Below are 16257 nucleotides of genomic sequence, written 5' to 3'. Positions count from 1 at the left end.
GGTGCTTGACACTCGGACGCCGCGAGGAAGTGATGCGGCACGATGCGGAGAATGAACGTGACGCGACGCTGGGGGTGGGTCTGTGTGCTGGCCGCGACGCTGGTCGCCTGCAAGGACGACAAGCCGGCCGAGGTGCCCGACGCGGGGCCCGTGGAGACAGGGCCCGCGGCGCTCACGGAGCAGGAGCCCAATGAGCGGCCCGAGCAGGCGCTCGACATCACCCGCGACAGCACGGTGACGGCGGAGCTGACGGCGCAGCCCAACAAGGCCGACGAGGACTGGTACCGGCTGGCGCCCTCCGCGCCCCGGGTGGTGGACGTCACCGTGTCGGGCCTGCCCGGCGGGGACATCACCCTGGAGGTCCATGACCGGGACAGGAACCGCCTGGCCGCCATCAACAGCGAGGGCGACGGCAAGCCGGAGCGCTTCCCCAACCTCTACGTGGAGAAGGAGCGCTGGGTGCGCGTGGCGCCCGCGCGCAAGGGCGTGGGCGGGGCGTACACGTTGACGGTGAAGATGCGCGCGCCCAACGACGGCGAGGAGCACGAGCCGAATGATCGCGCGGTGGACGCGATTCCCCTGCCGCTGGGGCAGACGGTGACGGCGTTCCTGGGCCACGCGGGCGACGAGGACTGGTACCGGGTGGAGCTGCCCGAGGCCGCCGTCCCCACGCCTCCGCCGGGCGAGGGCGTCCCCGCGCCGGACGACGCGCAGGGGGCCACGCCGACGCAGGGCGCCGCGCCCCAGGGAGCCGAGGCGCTCCAGGGCGCCGTGGCGCAGGGCGCGGCCGCCGCGCAGGGTGAGGCGCCCTCCCCCGCTCCGGGCTCGGAGAGCGGCGCGGCCACGGGCACGCCGGAGGAAGGCGCGGCGCCGCTGGACACGCCGCCCGCCCCCTCGGGCACCTTCGCCGGAGGAGAGCCCCCCGCGGCGCCTCGGCCCCAGGGCGCGGCGGTGGCGCAGGCGACGGACGCGGGCATCGCCGTGCCGCCCGAGCCTCCCTCGGTGGCGTTGAAGATCGAACTGTCCGCGGTGGAGGGCGTGCGGCCGGAGCTCTCCGTGCTGTCGGCGGCCGAGGCGCCGCTGTTCTCGCTGCGAGGCAAGGAGGGCGAGGCGCTGTCGCTGCGCAACATCGGCGTGCGGGCGACGGACCGGGTGGTCTACGTGGTGGTGAAGGGCGGCTGGACGGGGACGGGCAAGGAGGCGCGCCGCACGTTCAACTCGGGCACGCCGTACACGCTCACCGTGACGCAGGAGGAGGCCGGCGCGAACGCGGAGCTGGAGCCCAACGACGAGCTGTACAAGGCGACGCCGCTGACGGCCGGCGGCTACCGCGAGGGCTTCATCTCGCCCAAGGGCGACGTGGACCACTTCGTGCTGCGCACGACGGAGCCGGTGCTGGCGAAGGTGGAGCTGTCGGGCGTGGAGCGGCTGGACCTGGTGCTCTCCATGGTGGAGCCGCCCCAGGGTGACGGTCAGCAGGAGACGGTGCTGCTGCGGGCCAACGACGGCGCGCTGAAGGAGCCCGAGCGCCTGAACAACGTCGCGTGCAGTGGCTCGTGCTGGTTCCGGGTGGAGGGCGCGTCGCGCAAGGTGGAGGGCAAGTGGGTGAAGGACTTCGAGAACGCGGAGCAGCCCTACCGCATCAGCATCACCACGGTGCCGGACAACGGCGGCGAGGAGCGCGAGCCGAACAACAACCTGGAGCGCGCGCAGGAGCTGACGCTCGGCAAGGCGGTGCGCGGCACGGTGTTCCCGGTGAAGGACACGGACTTCTACCGCCTGGACCTGTCGGACCGTCCGGTGCGTACGCCGCTGAAGGCGACGCTGTTGGGCATCCTCAAGGTGGACGTGGGCCTGTACCTGCACCGCGTGCAGCCGGACGGGAAGCTGTCGCTGGTGCAGACGGCGGACCGGGCCAAGGGCGACCAGCCGGAGAGCATCCGCTTCAGCGCGGAGCCCGGCGTCTACATCTTCGAGGTGCGCGACGCGAAGAACCGCGAGGCCAACTTCCAGGACTCGTACCAGCTCACGGTGGAGGAAGGTGAGCAGTGAGCAGCGCGGTGAAGGCCTGGGAGGAGAACTTCGATACGTATCTGATGGAGCTGGAGGACGGCCCCACGTCGTTCCTCCTGGACATGGAGGCGGCGTCCCAGGCGCCTCTTTCGAGCCATCCGCTCCGGCTCACCGTGCGCGTGGCGATGAAGTCGCCCCGGCCGGACGGCCTGCGCTCGCGTGAGGAGTCGGACGCCCTCTTCGCTTTGGAGGACGCGTTCGTCCCGGCGCTCGGGGCGCTGGGGTTCCTCTTCGTGGGCCGCAGCGTGGGGCAGGGCCTCACGGAGGCGTTCTTCTTCGGCCCGCGCGGCGTCTCGCAGTCCGAGGTCCAGCGCGTGGTGACCCCCGTGCAGGGTGACTACACGCTGGAGCTGGAGCTCGAGGAGGACCCGGAGTGGGCCGTGTACTTCGACTGGCTCTATCCGCCGGAGCTCCACCGCCACCTGATGTCGAACCGGAGCCTGCTCGACCTGCTGGCGAAGCAAGGAGACCGGAGTGAAGTGGCGCGCGAGGTGGACCATCTGGCGCACTTCTCCAGCGAGGAGCAGGCGACCCGCGCCGGGGGGCAGCTCGCGAAGAAGGGGTTCAAGGTCTCCGCCCCGCGCGCGCCCGAGCCTCCCGATACGCGGTGGGCCGTGTCCTTCACCCGAGAGGACTCGCTGGCGGAGGGGCGCGCGGACGAGGTGACGGTGGAGATCCTGGAGGTCCTCCAGGCCCACGAGGGTGACTACGACGGCTGGGGCTGCGTGCTGACGACGATGCAGTAGCCCCCGCCCGCGCGTCATTCCATGGCGCCGTGGCGCCGGTACTCGTCGATGCTCGGCGGGTACTCGGTCCAGAACATCAGGGTTCCGCTGTGCTTCATCAGCGTCTCCTGCTTGCCTCGCGCGTCCGCATCGGAGACCGCGAGCGAGACGCCGAGGGAGATATTCGGCTCCGCCGCGCCGAGGAGGTCCGCCAGCGGGAGCGTGAGCGTCATCTCGTATCCCCGAGGACGCTTGCGCCAGGTGCCCTGGATGGCGGGAAGGGGGGTGTTCGCCTCTCCCGTCCAGTCACGCGCCTCGACCTTTCCTCCCGCCGCGAGCAGGAGGCCCAGCTTGAGCTCGGAGAACGCTCCAGGCGTGCGCATCCGGTGCACGGTGAACTCCACGTGGTCCGAGTGCACACCGGTACCGGTGCCCAGAGGAACAACCCTGTCATCGTGCACCTCCACGTGGAGGGCGAGCGCCCCACCCACGCGCGCCAGCCGCCAGGCGAAAGCCAGGTCCTCCGCGTCCCTCCAACCCGCGAGCCCCCAGGTGATATGGGCGGACGTATAGGCCTGGGCCGTGGGGGCCAACGCGAGCGCGGCCTCCGTGGACTGCGCCGACCGCACGGGGTACGGCCTGATTCCGTCGACCACCGCGCCCACGGTGTCACTGAACACCATGTAGCCCGGCCGGCTGCGGGAGAGCGTCTCCATGTGCTCCATCGAGCCGCGGGCGCCGACAGGTCCCGACAAGGCGTACGCGGTGGATGACACCTGGACCTCGACCCCGTCCTCGTCGAACCCGAGCGACTGGAGGTCGCCCCCCCTCACCAGTAGGCCACAGAAAGGTCCCTTGAGGCCGGCCTCCGCCGGTGGGGAGGCGTCCTCGGTATCGGCCTCGGACGAGGGCTCGACGCCGGAGAGCAGCAGGAAACAGGTCCCGTCCCGACAGGCATGGTCCACGGGATTGAAGCGCAGGTCCTCGCGGCACAGGGCGCGAGCCCGAGCGAGGAGCGCGTCATCCACGGGCAGGGACCTGGGAGGTTTCGGGTCGACTGGCGCCTTCCCACGCCGCGCCGCGGGCTTCGTCCACTTCGGCGTTCGAAGGGGGGCCGCGATGAATCGCGAGCCATCCGGCGCGACCTTCAGGACCTGGCGGGATACGGCGGTCGGGTCCAATGCATTGGCGGGGATGCTGAAGGGCTCATTCCTGCTCGTGGTGACGACCTCGACATGCCCCGCGTCGATGAAGCGCAGGGTGCTCGGGGACCACGCGTCGAGGTCATGTGCCGCCCCCAGGAATCTCCCCTCCCGGTCCGACATGACCATCTGCTGGCTCGTGCAGAGTCCGTAGAAGCAGGGCCCCATGCTCTGGACCACGCGCCAAAGACAGAGGCGACCTTCGCAGGCGATCCGCTTCTGCGTATCCAACCCGTAGTACGCGCCACCTTCGGGCGTCTCGACCAGGACCGCACCCCTGTCGAACCAAGGCTCGGTGGGAGCGGCCAGGGCCGTCGTGCTCCCGAGCCACAGCCCGAGCGCCAGGGCTCGGCCAGGGTGCCGTCGCATCCGGGGCGCCCGGGACGGAGAGGATGCGGCGCGGTGGACTCGGTCGTTCATGGATTCCTCTTCATGCACCATGGGTTTGCAGACGGCATGCCTCGTCTTCCGACTGGAGGGACACACGGGCCCGCGACATGGCGCGTCGAGAACGCGGCTCCAGGACCACAAGGAGAGGGCCGCCAGCCACGGGGCGCTCCGCCCCTGACTGAAGGCTTCCCAGGAGTTCCTCTACAATCCCTCACATGAGCCAGATTGCCGTGCACATCGAAGACACCCGGACCGGGCAGGTGGAGACACGCCACGTCGACAACCTGGAAGCGCGCTGCTCCCGGGAGACGGGCATCGTCATCGGCTCCGCCGAGGACTGTGACATCGTGCTCGCGTCACCCGAGGTCTGCGCACACCATGCCCGGTGGTATCCCGGCGGCTACCACCGCTTCGTCCTGCTCCTCGACGAGGACGCGGTGATCAACAACTCCCGAGGCGACCCGTACCGCGGCGGGGAGACGCTGCGTGTCGACCATCGCCCCTTCCAGATCGGCCCCTTCATCATCAGCATCTAGCGCGGAACGGACTGGCCTTGCCTCACGCCCGCCGCAGCGTCGCGACCAGGGGTAGGTGGTCCGAGGGCTCCTGCTCCGAGGGCAGCGGCGTCAGGTCATCGATGACCGGCGGAGCAACGGGGCGGGCGCTCAGGCCCCGTGAGTGGAAGATGAAGTCGATGGCCTTGGCCTCGCCATTCGCGTTGCACGTGGGCGCGTGCTGGCCCTGGAAGGCGTCTTCCAGCCCCGCCTCGGTGAACGCGCGAACCAGCGGCTCGCCGGGGCGCGCATTGAAGTCACCGCAAGCCACCCACAGCGCGCCTGGGTCCGCCTGGACGACCTCCCCGAGCAGCTCCGTGGCCTGCTGCATCCCCTGGTGCAGCGCCACCGGCCTGTCGGGCCGGTCCCATCGCAGGTGCGTACACGCCACGCGCAAGCGGTCCTGCCCCACCGCGAAGTCGACGACCAGCGCCAGGTGCCCCGAGACGCGCCCGTCCTCCAGCACGTCCTTGAAGTAGTGGGCCCGGTGCCCCACGTAGCGCTCCACGCGATGGAACACCGCGCAACCGTCGGGCTTGCCTTGCTGCTTCAACGCCAGCACACCGGAGTACCCCTGCGAGGACAGGGACCGCTGGAGCGCGTCGAAGGTGGAGGCCTCCACCTCCTGGAGACAGACGATGTCCGCGTCCAGCGACAGGATGCGTCGGGCCAGGGCCTCCTGTCGCCTTCGCGGCTCGAAGAGGTGCGCGGGCGTGTTCGGAAACCACTCCGGTCGGATGTAGGAATCCGCGAGGAGGTTGTACGAGGCCACCCGAAGTCCCCACGCCATCGGCAACTCCTTTGACGCCCCCGCCTCGGGCCGGGTGCAGGTGCCCGCCCCTCGGAGGACAGGGCCCGCCCGTTATCGCAGGCCATGCCCTTTCAGTCGACGGCGTCGATGGAGAGCATGATGCGCCGCTGCCCTGACACGAGCGCCGGGGAGCGGTGGACGACACCGTTCCCCGCGTTCCCGGGCCACGACTCTCCCTTCAACAACGCCACGTCGAAGCGCTCCAATCGCTGCACGCGCCCGCCCGCGCGGAGCACCTCGCCCTTCGGCCCCAGCCCCTCTCGCAGCGCGTCCGCGTTCTGCAGCCACTCGGTGGCGGGGCCCGCGTAGGTGCAGAGCAACCGCACGCCGACCCGGTCCACGTGGAAGCGCGGACACATCTCCCGCTCCAACGTAGTGAGCCGCACGCCCAGCCACCGGCACTCGAGGAGGTCCGCGTACACCTGGCAGAGCTGGCGCAGGTCCTCACACCAGGCCTCGCGCTCCTCCACCCCCGACAGCTCCGCGAGTGTCCCTCGGAAGTCCAGGCGTCTTGCATCCACGCGCTCGACGACGTGGAGGGTGTGCCGGGCACAGACAGTCCCCAACCACCGGCTGAGCTCGGAGCCCAGGCCCCGGCGCCACACGCAGAGGTTGAGACCCTCGCGATAGATTTCCGTCAGCTCCGAGGGCTGCCAGACGAGGACGTGCGAGGCGGACCATGACTCGGGAGCGCGTGACTCCCACCGCGAGGCGGGCTCCATCAGGCGCTCCGCTCCTCGGCGGCCGCGTCCTCGTCGCGCACCACCTCCCACGCCGGGAAGGGGTCTTCCAGCGCAGACCATCCGGAAGGGCCCAGCGCGAGCTCCGCGGGCGTCAAGAGACACGCCTCGAGTTGCCCCAGGACCTCCTCTGGGTCCGCATCCCGGGTGATGAAGACCAGCTCCTGACGCCGGTCCCCATACGGCCCCGTCATCTCGCGCTCGAGCTCCGCCTGGGCCTCGGGCTCCTCCGGCCACTCCTCGCGTGGCACCGCGGCCCACCACAGGCCCGCGGGCTCGAAGCTGCACGCGCCACCGGCCTGGGCCCACACGCCCGTGATGTCCATCCGGGTGGCGAGCCAGAAGAACCCCTTGCTGCGCAGCACGCCCTTCCAGCTCCCATGGATGAAGTCCCAGAAGCGCTGGGGATGCAGCGGCACGCGGCCGCGGAAGACGAAGCTGCGGATGCCGTACGTCTCGGACTCCGGCACGTGCTCGCCGCGAAGCTCCTTGAGCCACCCCGGAGCACGACTCGCGCGCTCGAAGTCGAAGCGCCGGGTATCGAGCACCTCCGCGAGCGGCACCCTGCCCCGCTCCGCCAGCACCTGCCGCGCCTCCGGGTTGAGCCTGCGCAGAATCTCGCCCAGCTCCTCCAACTGGGAGGAGGAGACCAGGTCCGTCTTGTTCAGCACCAGCACGTCCGCGAACTCCACCTGCTCCACCAGCAGGTCCACCACCGTCCGCTCATCCTCGTCGGCGATGGCGAGGCCACACTCGGCCAGCCCCTGCGAGCCCTCCCAGTCGCGCAGGAAGTTGAGCGCATCCACCACCGTCACCAGCGTGTCCAGCCTCGCCACGTCGGACAGGCTGCGGCCGGACTCGTCGGCGAAGGTGAAGGTCTCCGCCACCGGCAGCGGCTCGGAGATGCCGGTGGACTCGATGAGCAGGTAGTCGAAGCGCTCCTCACGGGCCAGCCGCCCCACCTCCTCGAGCAGGTCCTCCCGGAGCGTGCAGCAGATGCAGCCGTTGGACAGCTCCACCAGCTTCTCGTCCACCCGGCTGAGCGAGGCGCCGCCCTGCACGAGCCGCGCGTCGATGTTCACCTCGCTCATGTCATTGACGATGACGGCGACGCGCAGACCCTCACGGTTGTTGAGGATGTGATTGAGCAGGGTCGTCTTCCCCGCGCCGAGGAAACCGGAGAGGACGGTGGTGGGAAGGCGGCGCTTCACGGCGGGCTCGCTCATGGCTTGCCCTCCACGAACAGCACATGCTTGCGCACGCGAGGGTCGTACTTCTTGAGCTGGAGCTTGTCCTGCGACTTCCGCTTGTTCTTCGTCGTCGTGTAGAAGTAGCCGGTCTTCGCGGTCGACACGAGATGGACGATGGTCCGATTGCCCTTGGGCATGATGAATCCATTGAGAGAGAGAGGAATTGAAGGAAACGCGCGCGACGAGGCGCTGGGCGCCATGGCCCAGGCCCGCGACACGAGACGGAGTGCGACGGCTCAGCGACCGGGCGGAGAGCCCTTCGGTGCGAGCGCCAGCAACGGAACTCCGGAGCCATTCCCCACGGACTCCTCGAGCGTGAGGAGCGGCCGCGACGACGGGACCGTCAGCAGGAGTCCAGCAGGCAGGAACACCGCCTGACGCGCCTGTGCCCAGGCCAGGGCACACCGCGCATGCGAATCTCCATCCTCCTCGCCATCCGTGAGCGCGACCTCGGCCCCGGGCCCCTGTCGCACGGCGGACGCGAGGAGCCCCGCGTCGTCCAACTCCTCGAACGCCCGATGCTCGGCGCAGTAGCGGTGCGCGTGCTCGTCCGAATGGAGCACCCCCACCAGCGGCAACGTCAGCCACAACACCGCGAGGGTGGCCGCGCAGGCGCGCGCTGGAAGGGACATGGGGCGGAGCATCGGACGCTTACGTAACTCGATTGCAAAAACCAATCAAGCCCGTCGTCCCTCCGTCCCCGGCGCTACTTGAACTCCGCGGGCGACAGGCCGTGCCTTCGCAACAGCTCGTAGAAGTCCGTCCGGTTGCGGCTCGCGGTGCGCGCGGCCGCGGCCACGTTGCCCTTCGAGCGGCGGAGCACCTCGGACAGGTAGCGCCGCTCGAAGCGGTCTCTCGCCTCGCGCAGCGTGGGCAGCTCCCCTTCCGCGCTCAGCCAGTCCTGCTCCTCCTCGCGCACGGCGTCCGCGGGCGCGCGGGAGGACGTCGGCGGGTCGAACATGCGCGCCACGTGCTCGAAGCGGATGTCGTCCTCGGGCGCCAGCAGCACCAGCGCCTCCATGGCGTTCACCAGCTCGCGGACGTTTCCCGGCCACGAGTGCGAGCGCAAGAGGTCCATCACCTCCGGCGCCAGCTGGGGCAGCCGCAGCCCGTTGCGCGCGGCGGCCTGCTCCAGGTGCCGCGTGGCGAGAATCGGGATGTCCTCCAGCCGCTCGCGCAGCGGAGGCATCACGATGGGGAGCACCGCGAGCCGGTAGTAGAGGTCCTCGCGGAAGCGCTTCGCCTCGACCTCCTCACGCAGGTCGCGGTTGGTCGCCGCCACGATGCGCACGTCGGCCTCCTCCTCCACCGTGCTGCCCACCCTCGCGAAGCGCCGCTCCTGGAGCACGCGCAGCAGCTTCACCTGGACCCGGAGCGCCGCCTCGCCAATCTCGTCGAGGAACAACGTCCCGCCGCGCGCCGCGCCGAACAACCCCTCGCGCGTCTGCGTGGCCCCGGTGAAGGCGCCCTTCACGTGGCCGAACAGCTCGCTCTCCAGAAGCTCCGGCGGCAGCGCCCCGCAGTTGACCGCGACGAACGGCCCGCTCGCGCGCCGCGACAGCGCATGGACCTGCCGCGCCGCCAGCTCCTTGCCCGTGCCGGACTCGCCCAGGATGAGCACCGTCGCCTCGGACGGGGCCACCCGCGCGATGCGGTCCCTCACCTCGGCGATGGCGGAGCTGGTGCCCAGCAGCCGCTCGGGCGTGGTGCCCGCGACGATGCGGCGCAGGTCGGCCAGCTCCCGCCGCAAGTCACTGCGCTCCGTCGCGTGCAACAGCTTCTGGACCAGCTCGTGGTCCTGGAAGGGCTTGGTGAGGAAGCCATACGCGCCCCGCTGCATCGCCTCCACGGCCGTCTCGATGGTGCCGTGCGCGGTGAGGATGACGACGGGCAGGTCCGGCGAGCGGGCCCGCATCTGTCCCATCACCTCCAGCCCATCCGCCCCCTCCAGCCGGAGGTCGAGCACGACGGCGTCCACCTCCTCCTGCTCGAGCAGCTCCAGCCCGCGGGCCGCCGTGAGCGCGGTGGTGACCTTCATCCCACGCGCTTCCAGTCTCAACGAGATGAGCTCACACAGCTCCGCGTCGTCGTCCACCACCAACACATGTCCACCGCGGGGGTGCTTCATCCTTCCATCCTCTTGGACATCGCTTCCGTCGCCACCGGGGCGGGTGCTCCCAACCCCAGCGGGAACACCAGCACGAACCGCGCGCCGGGGTTCGCGTTCTCCAGCACCAGCACATCACCGCCCAGCGCCCGCATCATCCGCTGCGCCAGGGGCAACCCCAACCCCAACCCATCCGCGGCGGCGGCGCCCACCGCGCGGGTGAAGAAGGGCTCGAAGACCCGCGGGCGCACGTCGTCGGGCACGCCGGGGCCTTCATCCCGCACCTCGATCCGCGCCCACGTCCCGGGCTGGCCATCCGGCCCCCGGGGCATGAGCGTGCGGGTGACGTAGACAGTCTGACCGGGCGCGGAGACGCGCACACCATTCGTCATCAGGCTCACCAACGAGCGCTCCACCAGCGCGGCATCCAGCGAGGCCGGAGGCGTCGTGCCCTCGGCCTGGAGCACCAGCTTCGTACCGCGTTCCTCCGCCAGCTCGTTGACCTCCTCGACGGCGCGCGCGATGACGTCATCCAACCGACACCCCTCGTCCCGGCGCACGGCCTTGCCCGCCTGGACCCGGGTCAAATCCAACAGCGCGGTGACCAGCCGGATCTCGCGCTCGCACGCCACCTGCGCCAGCGCCACCACGCGCTGCTGCTGCGCCGTCAAGGGGCCCGCGGTGCCGTCCGCCAACAGACCGATGGCCGTGCGCAGCCGCGCCAGCGGCGTGCGCAGGTCATGAGAGGCGGAGGCGACGAAGGCGTCCTTGAGCTGGTCGAGCTCCGACAGCCGGCCCCGCATGCGGTCCAGGTCCGCCCACAGCGCGCGAATCTCACTGGGCCCGGAGACCGCGGGCAGCGGCGCGAAGTTGCCGTCCCCCACCCGGTGCGCCAGCGCGGACAACTGCCCCAGCGGGCGCGTCACCCCTTGAGCCACCCACCGCGCCACCGCCCACGCCGCCACCACCGCCATGGCCCCCAGGATGAGCCCCACCGCGATGGCGGACGAGCCGATGTCGTGCGCCCGCATCTCGCGCTGACGGATGGCCGAGTGCAGCGCGAGCGTGGTGTTGATCCACGCGTCGGTGAGCTGCTCCGCCAGGTGCAGGCGCTGGTTGCGCAGCGCCGCGTTCTGCAGCCGCTCGCACGTGTCGCCCTGGAGGATGTGGCTTGCGTAGTTCTTGAAGCCCTCGGCCGCGCGCAGGAGCAACGGCTGTGTGGCGGCGCCGTGACGCTTCAGGAGGGCGTCCAGGTGGGTGAGCCGTTGCCCGAGCGTCGCCGCGGCAGCGGGCACCTCCTGGGGACTGTGCTCACAAGCGAACAGGCCCTGACGGGCGGCCACCTCCACGGCCCAGGCGGCCTGATGGACGGCCTCCTCCTTGATGACTCCGCCGAGCTGCTCCTCACGGACCTCCGTCAGCAGGGACGTCATCCGGACGATGGCCACCCCCGAGAAGGCAGCCGCGCCCAGCAGCGCGGCGGTCATGAGTGCGTGGGAGATGAGCAGTCGGTGAGCGAGTCGCATGAGGCCGATTCATACGCATGTGAGGGCGCGCTTGTTCCGGAAGTCTCACTACCGAGCTGACGAGCGTCGCGCAGCAATTTCGAGCGGGTGTTCCCTCGTGAATCTTCCTGTCGGTTCCGACAGACAGGTGTCGGCCGACAGGTGACGACGAAGCGTCGGCCTCGGCCGACAGCTGAATCAGCATTCAGAGGGGAGAGGCCGTCGGCACGGTCCATGTAGATGGCCCGGGCATCATGGTCGAGACTCCTACGCTCAAGACGCCCCGTGGATGGACTGAAGGTCCGAAGCGGTTGTGGACGGACTGGAAGCAGATGGTGTCACGCCGGACGCTCCCGGGTGACGCGAGCGCCGCACTGACAGTGGCGTGTGTCGCGCTTCCTTTGAATCTGGCGCTGGCGGTGGCCTCGGGGCTACCTCCCGAGGTCGGCCTCATCAGCGGCGCCGTCGCCGGTGTCGTCGCGGCGATGCTCGGCGGAGGCCGGCTCCAGGTGACGGGCCCCGAGGCCGCGCTCGTGCCCACCGTGCTGCTCATCTCCATGAAGCACGGCGTGGCGGGCGTCATCGTGGCCACGCTCGCGTGCGGCGCGCTCCAGGTGGTGCTCGGCCTGTCCCGCGCGGGCAGGCTCGCGCAGTTCATGCCCTCCGAGGTCACCCGTGGCTTCACCGCGGGCATCGGGTTGTTGCTGCTCGACGGTCAGCTTCCCCGGCTGCTCGGCGCGGTGACGCAGGGCCCGTCCTCCGCGCGCGCGCTGGTGCTCCCCTCCAACTGGTCCACCTGGTCCGTGCACGGCGCCTCCGTGGTGGTGGGCATGCTGGTGGTGGCCTGCATGCTCCTCATGCCCAGGCTGCACCGCTCCATTCCCGCGGTGCTGGTGGGGCTGGTGGTCGCCACCGCGGCGTCCAGCCTGGGTGTGCTCTCCGAGGGCCTGGCGCGCGTCGGCGCGCTGCCCACGGGCCTGCCCATGCCGGTGATGCCCTCCTTCGCGGGGCTGGACTTCCAGGCGCTCCTGCCGGACATCCTGGCGCTGACGGTGCTGGCGTCGTTGGGCTCGCTCCTGTCCGCGCGGGCGCTGGACCAGCTGCCCGGGCTGGAGAACCACCGGACGGACGGAGACCAGGAGCTGGTGGCGCAGGGCTTCGCCAACGCGACATCGGCGATGTTCGGCGGCATGCCGGTGATGGGCGCCATCGTCCGCTCGTCCGTGTCCGTCCAGGCGGGGGGCCGCACGCGCGCCGCCTCCGTGCTGCACGCGGTGATGCTGCTGGGCGCCTGCATCCTGGCCGGCTCGTTGGTCGCGCTGATTCCGATGGCCGCGCTCGCCGCCATCCTGCTCGTCGTCGCCACGCGGCTGTTGGACTTGCGCGGGCTGCGCGCGCTGATGCGGCAGAACGCGGGCAAGGGGGCGGTGTCCGTTGCGACCGCGCTGCTCATCGCCACGGTGGGCTTCCTGCCGGGCCTGGTCGCGGGCGTGCTGCTGTCGCTGGCGTGGGGCTTCTTCTCGCGGCCCAGGGCCCATGTGCGCAGCCTGCTGCTGCGCCCCGATGGCCGCCCGCTCTTCCGCCCGCTCGGCGCCGAGGGGCAGGACGCCTACGCGCGGCCTCCGGTGCAACTGCTGCGCGTGCGCGGCGACCTGGATGTGCGCTCCTGCGCCAACGTGAGCGCGGCGCTGCAGGCTCCGCCCTGGCCGGACTTCCTGGTGCTGGACCTCTCCGAGGTGAAGTTCATGGACGCGGCGGGGCTTCGCACCCTGCGCGAGCTGTCCGATGCGCTGGCCGTCCGCAGGGGCCGGGTGCTGGTGGCGGGCGCGCGCAACGGCGTCGCCAAGATGATGGAGACGGACGGGACGTGGTCGGACACCAGTCCGCACGCGATGATGGCGACGATGGAGGACGTGCTGGAACACATCCAACAGGAGAGCACCCAGCAGGCCCCCGCGAAGGTGACGAACACCTCGGGGGCACCGCAGCCCACCTGAGCCACGTCGCCACCTGCCCCCCAGGTGGCGCCCCCTCCCCACAGCGCGCGTCAGCGGTTCATGCTAAAGACCCATCCAATTACGGATAGTCAGATTTAGCAGTCATCGCTGAATTCTCCACCCACGCGCGAACGAGGGTGTCGCGCGGGAGGCTCCATGCCCTGTGTCCGAGAGGTGCGGCTCTCGTTGTTGCTGTGCGTGGTGCTGGTGGCGGGCGCTGCGCGGGCCCAGTCACCGAGCACCTTCGTGAACTGGGAGCACCCCCACGTCCACCCGCTGGAGCTGACGCCGGACGGCACGCGCCTGCTCGCGGTGAACACGGCGGACAACCGGCTCATGGTGTTCTCCGTGACGGGCGGGGCGCCGGTGCTCACGGCCTCCATCCCGGTGGGCCTGGACCCCGTGTCCGTGCGCGCCCGGAGCAACACCGAGGCGTGGGTCGTCAACCACGTCTCCGACAGCGTCAGCATCGTGGACCTCACCACGCTCAACGTCAGGGCCACCCTCCCCACGGATGACGAGCCCGCGGACGTCATCTTCGCGGGCTCGCCGCAGCGCGCGTTCATCTCCTGCTCGCAGGTGAACCGCGTGCTGGTGCTGGACCCCGCCAATCCCCTCGCCACGCCCACGCGGCTCGCGCTGCAAGGAGAAGAGCCTCGCGCGCTCGCCACCAACGCGGCGGGCACCCACGTCTACGTCGCCTTCTTCGAGTCCGGCAATCGCAGCACGGTGCTCGGCGGTGGCAACACGATGGGCGGCGGCGGCTTCCCACCCAACGTGGTGAGCAGCGGGCTGGGCCCCTACGGCGGCGTCAACCCGCCCCCCAACGCCGGCAACGCGTTCAACCCGCCCAGGCGCAGCGGCACGCCCACGCCTCCTCCCGTGGCGCTCATCGTGAAGAAGAACGCCAGCGGCCAGTGGATGGACGACAACAGCCGTGACTGGACGAGCGTCGTCTCGGGAAGCAACGCGTCCGCGTCCGGACGTCGCCCGGGCTGGGATCTGCCGGACCGGGACGTGGCCATCATCAACGCGTCCACGCTGGCCGTCACGTACGCCAGCGGGGCGATGAACCTGAACATGGCGCTGGCGGTCCACCCGGGCGGCCACGTCGTCGTGGTGGGCACGGACGCGGTGAACGAGGTCCGCTTCGAGCCCAACCTCAAGGGCCGCTTCCTGCGCGTGCTCGCCGCCGCGTTCGACCCGACCAATCCCTCCGTCGTCTCCCGCTTCGACCTCAATCCGCACCTGACGTACACCACGGGCACGGTGCCCCTGGCGACGCGGCGGCTCGCGCTGGGAGACCCGCGAGGGCTCGCCTGGAACGTGGACGGCAGCCGCGTCTACATCACCGGCATGGGCTCCAACAACGTCGCCGTCATGGACGACGCGGGCGGAAGAATCACCCAGGTGACGGTGGGCGAGGGCCCCACGGGCGTGGTGCTCTCCGGGACGCGGCTCTACGTGCTCAACAAGTTCGCCGCGAGCATCTCCCTGGTGGACACCACCTCGAACACCGAGGTCGCGCGGGTGCCGTTCTTCGACCCCTCCCCCGGCGCCATCAAGGTCGGCCGCAGGCACCTCTACGACACGCACACGGGCTCGGGCCTGGGACACGTGTCGTGCGCGTCATGCCACATCGACGGCCGGCTCGACCGGCTCGCGTGGGATTTGGGAGACCCCGCCGGCGAGATGAAGGCCGTCACCGGGCAGAACCTGGGCATGGGCATCCCCGGGCTCACGTCGAACTTCCAGCCGTGGCACGCGATGAAGGGTCCGATGACGACACAGACGCTCCAGGACCTCATCGGCAAGGAGCCTTTACACTGGCGCGGAGACCGCGCGGGCATCGAGGAGTTCAACGGCGCCTTCACCAGCCTCCAGGGAGACGACACCCAGCTCACCGTCATCGAGATGCAGCAGTTCGAGGACTTCCTCGCGACGCTCACCTTCCCGCCCAATCCCTTCCGGAACCTCGACAACTCGCTGCCCACGAGCCTGCCTTTGCCCGGGCACTTCACCACGGGGCGCTTCGGCGCCGCGGGACAGCCGCTGCCCAACGGGAACGCGGTCAACGGTCTGCGCATCTACCGGCCGCCGCGCCTGCTGGACTCGGGCGTCTTCGCCTGCTCGACGTGCCACACCCTGCCCACGGGCCTGGGCGCGGACGTGCGCTGGAACGGGAGCCAGTTCCTGCCCGTCAACGCGGGCCCCAACGGCGAGCGTCACACGGGGCTCGTCTCCGTGGATGGCTTCACCAACGTGACGATGAAGATTTCACAACTGCGAAACCTCTACGAGAAGGTGGGCATGGAGTTCACCCAGACGTCGAACCTGGCGGGCTTCGGCTTCTCGCATGACGGCAGCGTGGACTCGATTGCCCGCTTCATCACCGAGCCGGTGTTCACGCTCCAGAGCGACCAGGAGGTCGCGGACATGGTGGCGTTCATGCTCGCGTTCTCGGGCTCGGACCTGCCCAAGGGCACCACGACGACGGTCGCGGAGCCGCCCGGGCCGGACAGCAAGGACACCCACGCGGCGGTGGGCAGGCAGGTGACGCTGACCACGGCGAGCCCCACGCCCGCGCAAACCGGCACCCTGGCCTCGTTCCAGGCCCTCGCCGACAGCGGCAAGGTGGGGCTGGTGGCGAAGGGCAACCAGGGCGGCATCGCGCGCGGCGCGACCTATGTGGGCGGGGGTCTGTTCCAGGCCGACCGCGCGGCGGAGACCGTCACCGCCGCGCAGCTCCAGACGATGGCGCTGCCCGGCAACGAGCTGACCTTCACGGTGGTGCCCAAGGGCTCGGAGGTGCGCATCGGCATCGACCGGGACCTGGACGGCGTCTTCGACCGCGATGAGCTGGACCGGGGGACCCGGCCCGATGACCCGCTGAGCCGATAGCG

The 16257-nt window shown here is 70.5% G+C and carries 13 protein-coding genes; 5 read left to right on the top strand and 8 right to left on the bottom strand.

Features of this window, described 5'->3' with window-relative positions; genetic code table 11:
* The first annotated feature begins 42 nt into the window (after window positions 1-42).
* Together VZQ01_RS33910 and VZQ01_RS33905 are read left to right on the top strand one after the other, a co-directional pair.
* Window positions 43-2052, top strand: a complete 2010-nt coding sequence (locus VZQ01_RS33910; RefSeq protein ID WP_426745702.1) for an ABC transporter substrate-binding protein — start codon at window positions 43-45, stop codon at window positions 2050-2052.
* Window positions 2049-2819 (top strand): DUF695 domain-containing protein, encoded by a 771-nt coding sequence (locus tag VZQ01_RS33905; protein ID WP_223745695.1) that lies wholly within the window; start codon window positions 2049-2051, stop codon window positions 2817-2819. Before VZQ01_RS33910 ends, VZQ01_RS33905 begins: the two co-directional genes overlap by 4 nt.
* A gap of 14 nt (window positions 2820-2833) precedes the next feature.
* Here the strand turns inward: VZQ01_RS33905 and VZQ01_RS33900 are convergent, their stop codons facing one another.
* The gene (locus VZQ01_RS33900) at window positions 2834-4420 is read right to left on the bottom strand and encodes a DOMON domain-containing protein (protein ID WP_426745700.1); all 1587 of its coding nucleotides are present in this window, start codon (window positions 4418-4420) and stop codon (window positions 2834-2836) included.
* A 185-nt stretch (window positions 4421-4605) separates the two neighbouring features.
* On the opposite strand from VZQ01_RS33900, the gene VZQ01_RS33895 reads away from it, so the two are divergent.
* Complete coding sequence (locus VZQ01_RS33895; RefSeq protein ID WP_223745693.1) at window positions 4606-4926, top strand: FHA domain-containing protein; 321 nt, start codon at window positions 4606-4608, stop codon at window positions 4924-4926.
* A 22-nt stretch (window positions 4927-4948) separates the two neighbouring features.
* On the opposite strand, the gene VZQ01_RS33890 is transcribed toward VZQ01_RS33895, so the two are convergent.
* The 7 genes from VZQ01_RS33890 to VZQ01_RS33860 form a co-directional block, all read right to left on the bottom strand.
* Window positions 4949-5734: an endonuclease/exonuclease/phosphatase family protein gene (locus VZQ01_RS33890; RefSeq protein WP_426745699.1), complete on the bottom strand. Its 786-nt coding sequence runs from the start codon at window positions 5732-5734 to the stop codon at window positions 4949-4951.
* 92 nt (window positions 5735-5826) lie between these two features.
* Complete coding sequence (locus VZQ01_RS33885; protein WP_223784090.1) at window positions 5827-6477, bottom strand: DUF1826 domain-containing protein; 651 nt, start codon at window positions 6475-6477, stop codon at window positions 5827-5829.
* Window positions 6477-7721, bottom strand: a complete 1245-nt coding sequence (gene zigA / locus VZQ01_RS33880; RefSeq protein WP_223745690.1) for a zinc metallochaperone GTPase ZigA — start codon at window positions 7719-7721, stop codon at window positions 6477-6479. Before zigA ends, VZQ01_RS33885 begins: the two co-directional genes overlap by 1 nt.
* Window positions 7718-7882, bottom strand: coding sequence for a 50S ribosomal protein L33 (gene rpmG / locus VZQ01_RS33875; protein WP_046714983.1), 165 nt, complete (start codon window positions 7880-7882; stop codon window positions 7718-7720). Before rpmG ends, zigA begins: the two co-directional genes overlap by 4 nt.
* Window positions 7883-7981: 99 nt before the next feature.
* Window positions 7982-8377 carry a hypothetical protein gene (locus VZQ01_RS33870; RefSeq protein WP_223745689.1) on the bottom strand — a complete coding sequence of 132 codons (396 nt, stop codon included), beginning with the start codon at window positions 8375-8377 and terminating at the stop codon, window positions 7982-7984.
* 74 nt (window positions 8378-8451) lie between these two features.
* A complete protein-coding gene (locus VZQ01_RS33865; protein WP_426745698.1) occupies window positions 8452-9873 on the bottom strand; it encodes a sigma-54-dependent transcriptional regulator in 1422 nt (473 codons plus the stop codon).
* On the bottom strand, window positions 9870-11378 hold the full coding sequence (locus VZQ01_RS33860; RefSeq protein ID WP_223745687.1) for a HAMP domain-containing sensor histidine kinase: 1509 nt from the start codon (window positions 11376-11378) through the stop codon (window positions 9870-9872). Before VZQ01_RS33860 ends, VZQ01_RS33865 begins: the two co-directional genes overlap by 4 nt.
* A 233-nt stretch (window positions 11379-11611) precedes the next feature.
* Here VZQ01_RS33860 and VZQ01_RS33855 point away from each other — a divergent pair, with 233 nt between their 5' ends.
* Together VZQ01_RS33855 and VZQ01_RS33850 are read left to right on the top strand one after the other, a co-directional pair.
* Window positions 11612-13354, top strand: coding sequence for a SulP family inorganic anion transporter (locus VZQ01_RS33855; protein WP_426745696.1), 1743 nt, complete (start codon window positions 11612-11614; stop codon window positions 13352-13354).
* A 156-nt stretch (window positions 13355-13510) separates the two neighbouring features.
* The gene (locus tag VZQ01_RS33850) at window positions 13511-16255 is read left to right on the top strand and encodes a YncE family protein (RefSeq protein ID WP_426745695.1); all 2745 of its coding nucleotides are present in this window, start codon (window positions 13511-13513) and stop codon (window positions 16253-16255) included.
* The last annotated feature ends 2 nt before the right edge of the window (window positions 16256-16257 follow it).

Source organism: Myxococcus faecalis (assembly GCF_050039385.1).
Taxonomy (GTDB): Bacteria; Myxococcota; Myxococcia; order Myxococcales; family Myxococcaceae; genus Myxococcus; species Myxococcus fulvus.
The sequence above is the reverse complement of the archived record's forward strand: the minus strand, read 5'-3'. Positions and strand labels throughout refer to the sequence as shown.

Bases quoted from the DNA above. Each gene is read 5' to 3' on its own strand.
- VZQ01_RS33910 (WP_426745702.1), top strand. From the start codon at position 43: ATGCGGAGAATGAACGTGACGCGACGCTGGGGGTGGGTCTGTGTGCTG.
- VZQ01_RS33900 (WP_426745700.1), bottom strand. From the start codon at position 4,420: ATGAACGACCGAGTCCACCGCGCCGCATCCTCTCCGTCCCGGGCGCCC.
- VZQ01_RS33895 (WP_223745693.1), top strand. From the start codon at position 4,606: ATGAGCCAGATTGCCGTGCACATCGAAGACACCCGGACCGGGCAGGTG.
- VZQ01_RS33890 (WP_426745699.1), bottom strand. From the start codon at position 5,734: ATGGCGTGGGGACTTCGGGTGGCCTCGTACAACCTCCTCGCGGATTCC.
- VZQ01_RS33885 (WP_223784090.1), bottom strand. From the start codon at position 6,477: ATGGAGCCCGCCTCGCGGTGGGAGTCACGCGCTCCCGAGTCATGGTCC.
- zigA (WP_223745690.1), bottom strand. From the start codon at position 7,721: ATGAGCGAGCCCGCCGTGAAGCGCCGCCTTCCCACCACCGTCCTCTCC.
- rpmG (WP_046714983.1), bottom strand. From the start codon at position 7,882: ATGCCCAAGGGCAATCGGACCATCGTCCATCTCGTGTCGACCGCGAAG.
- VZQ01_RS33870 (WP_223745689.1), bottom strand. From the start codon at position 8,377: ATGTCCCTTCCAGCGCGCGCCTGCGCGGCCACCCTCGCGGTGTTGTGG.
- VZQ01_RS33865 (WP_426745698.1), bottom strand. From the start codon at position 9,873: ATGAAGCACCCCCGCGGTGGACATGTGTTGGTGGTGGACGACGACGCG.
- VZQ01_RS33860 (WP_223745687.1), bottom strand. From the start codon at position 11,378: ATGCGACTCGCTCACCGACTGCTCATCTCCCACGCACTCATGACCGCC.
- VZQ01_RS33855 (WP_426745696.1), top strand. From the start codon at position 11,612: ATGGTCGAGACTCCTACGCTCAAGACGCCCCGTGGATGGACTGAAGGT.
- VZQ01_RS33850 (WP_426745695.1), top strand. From the start codon at position 13,511: ATGCCCTGTGTCCGAGAGGTGCGGCTCTCGTTGTTGCTGTGCGTGGTG.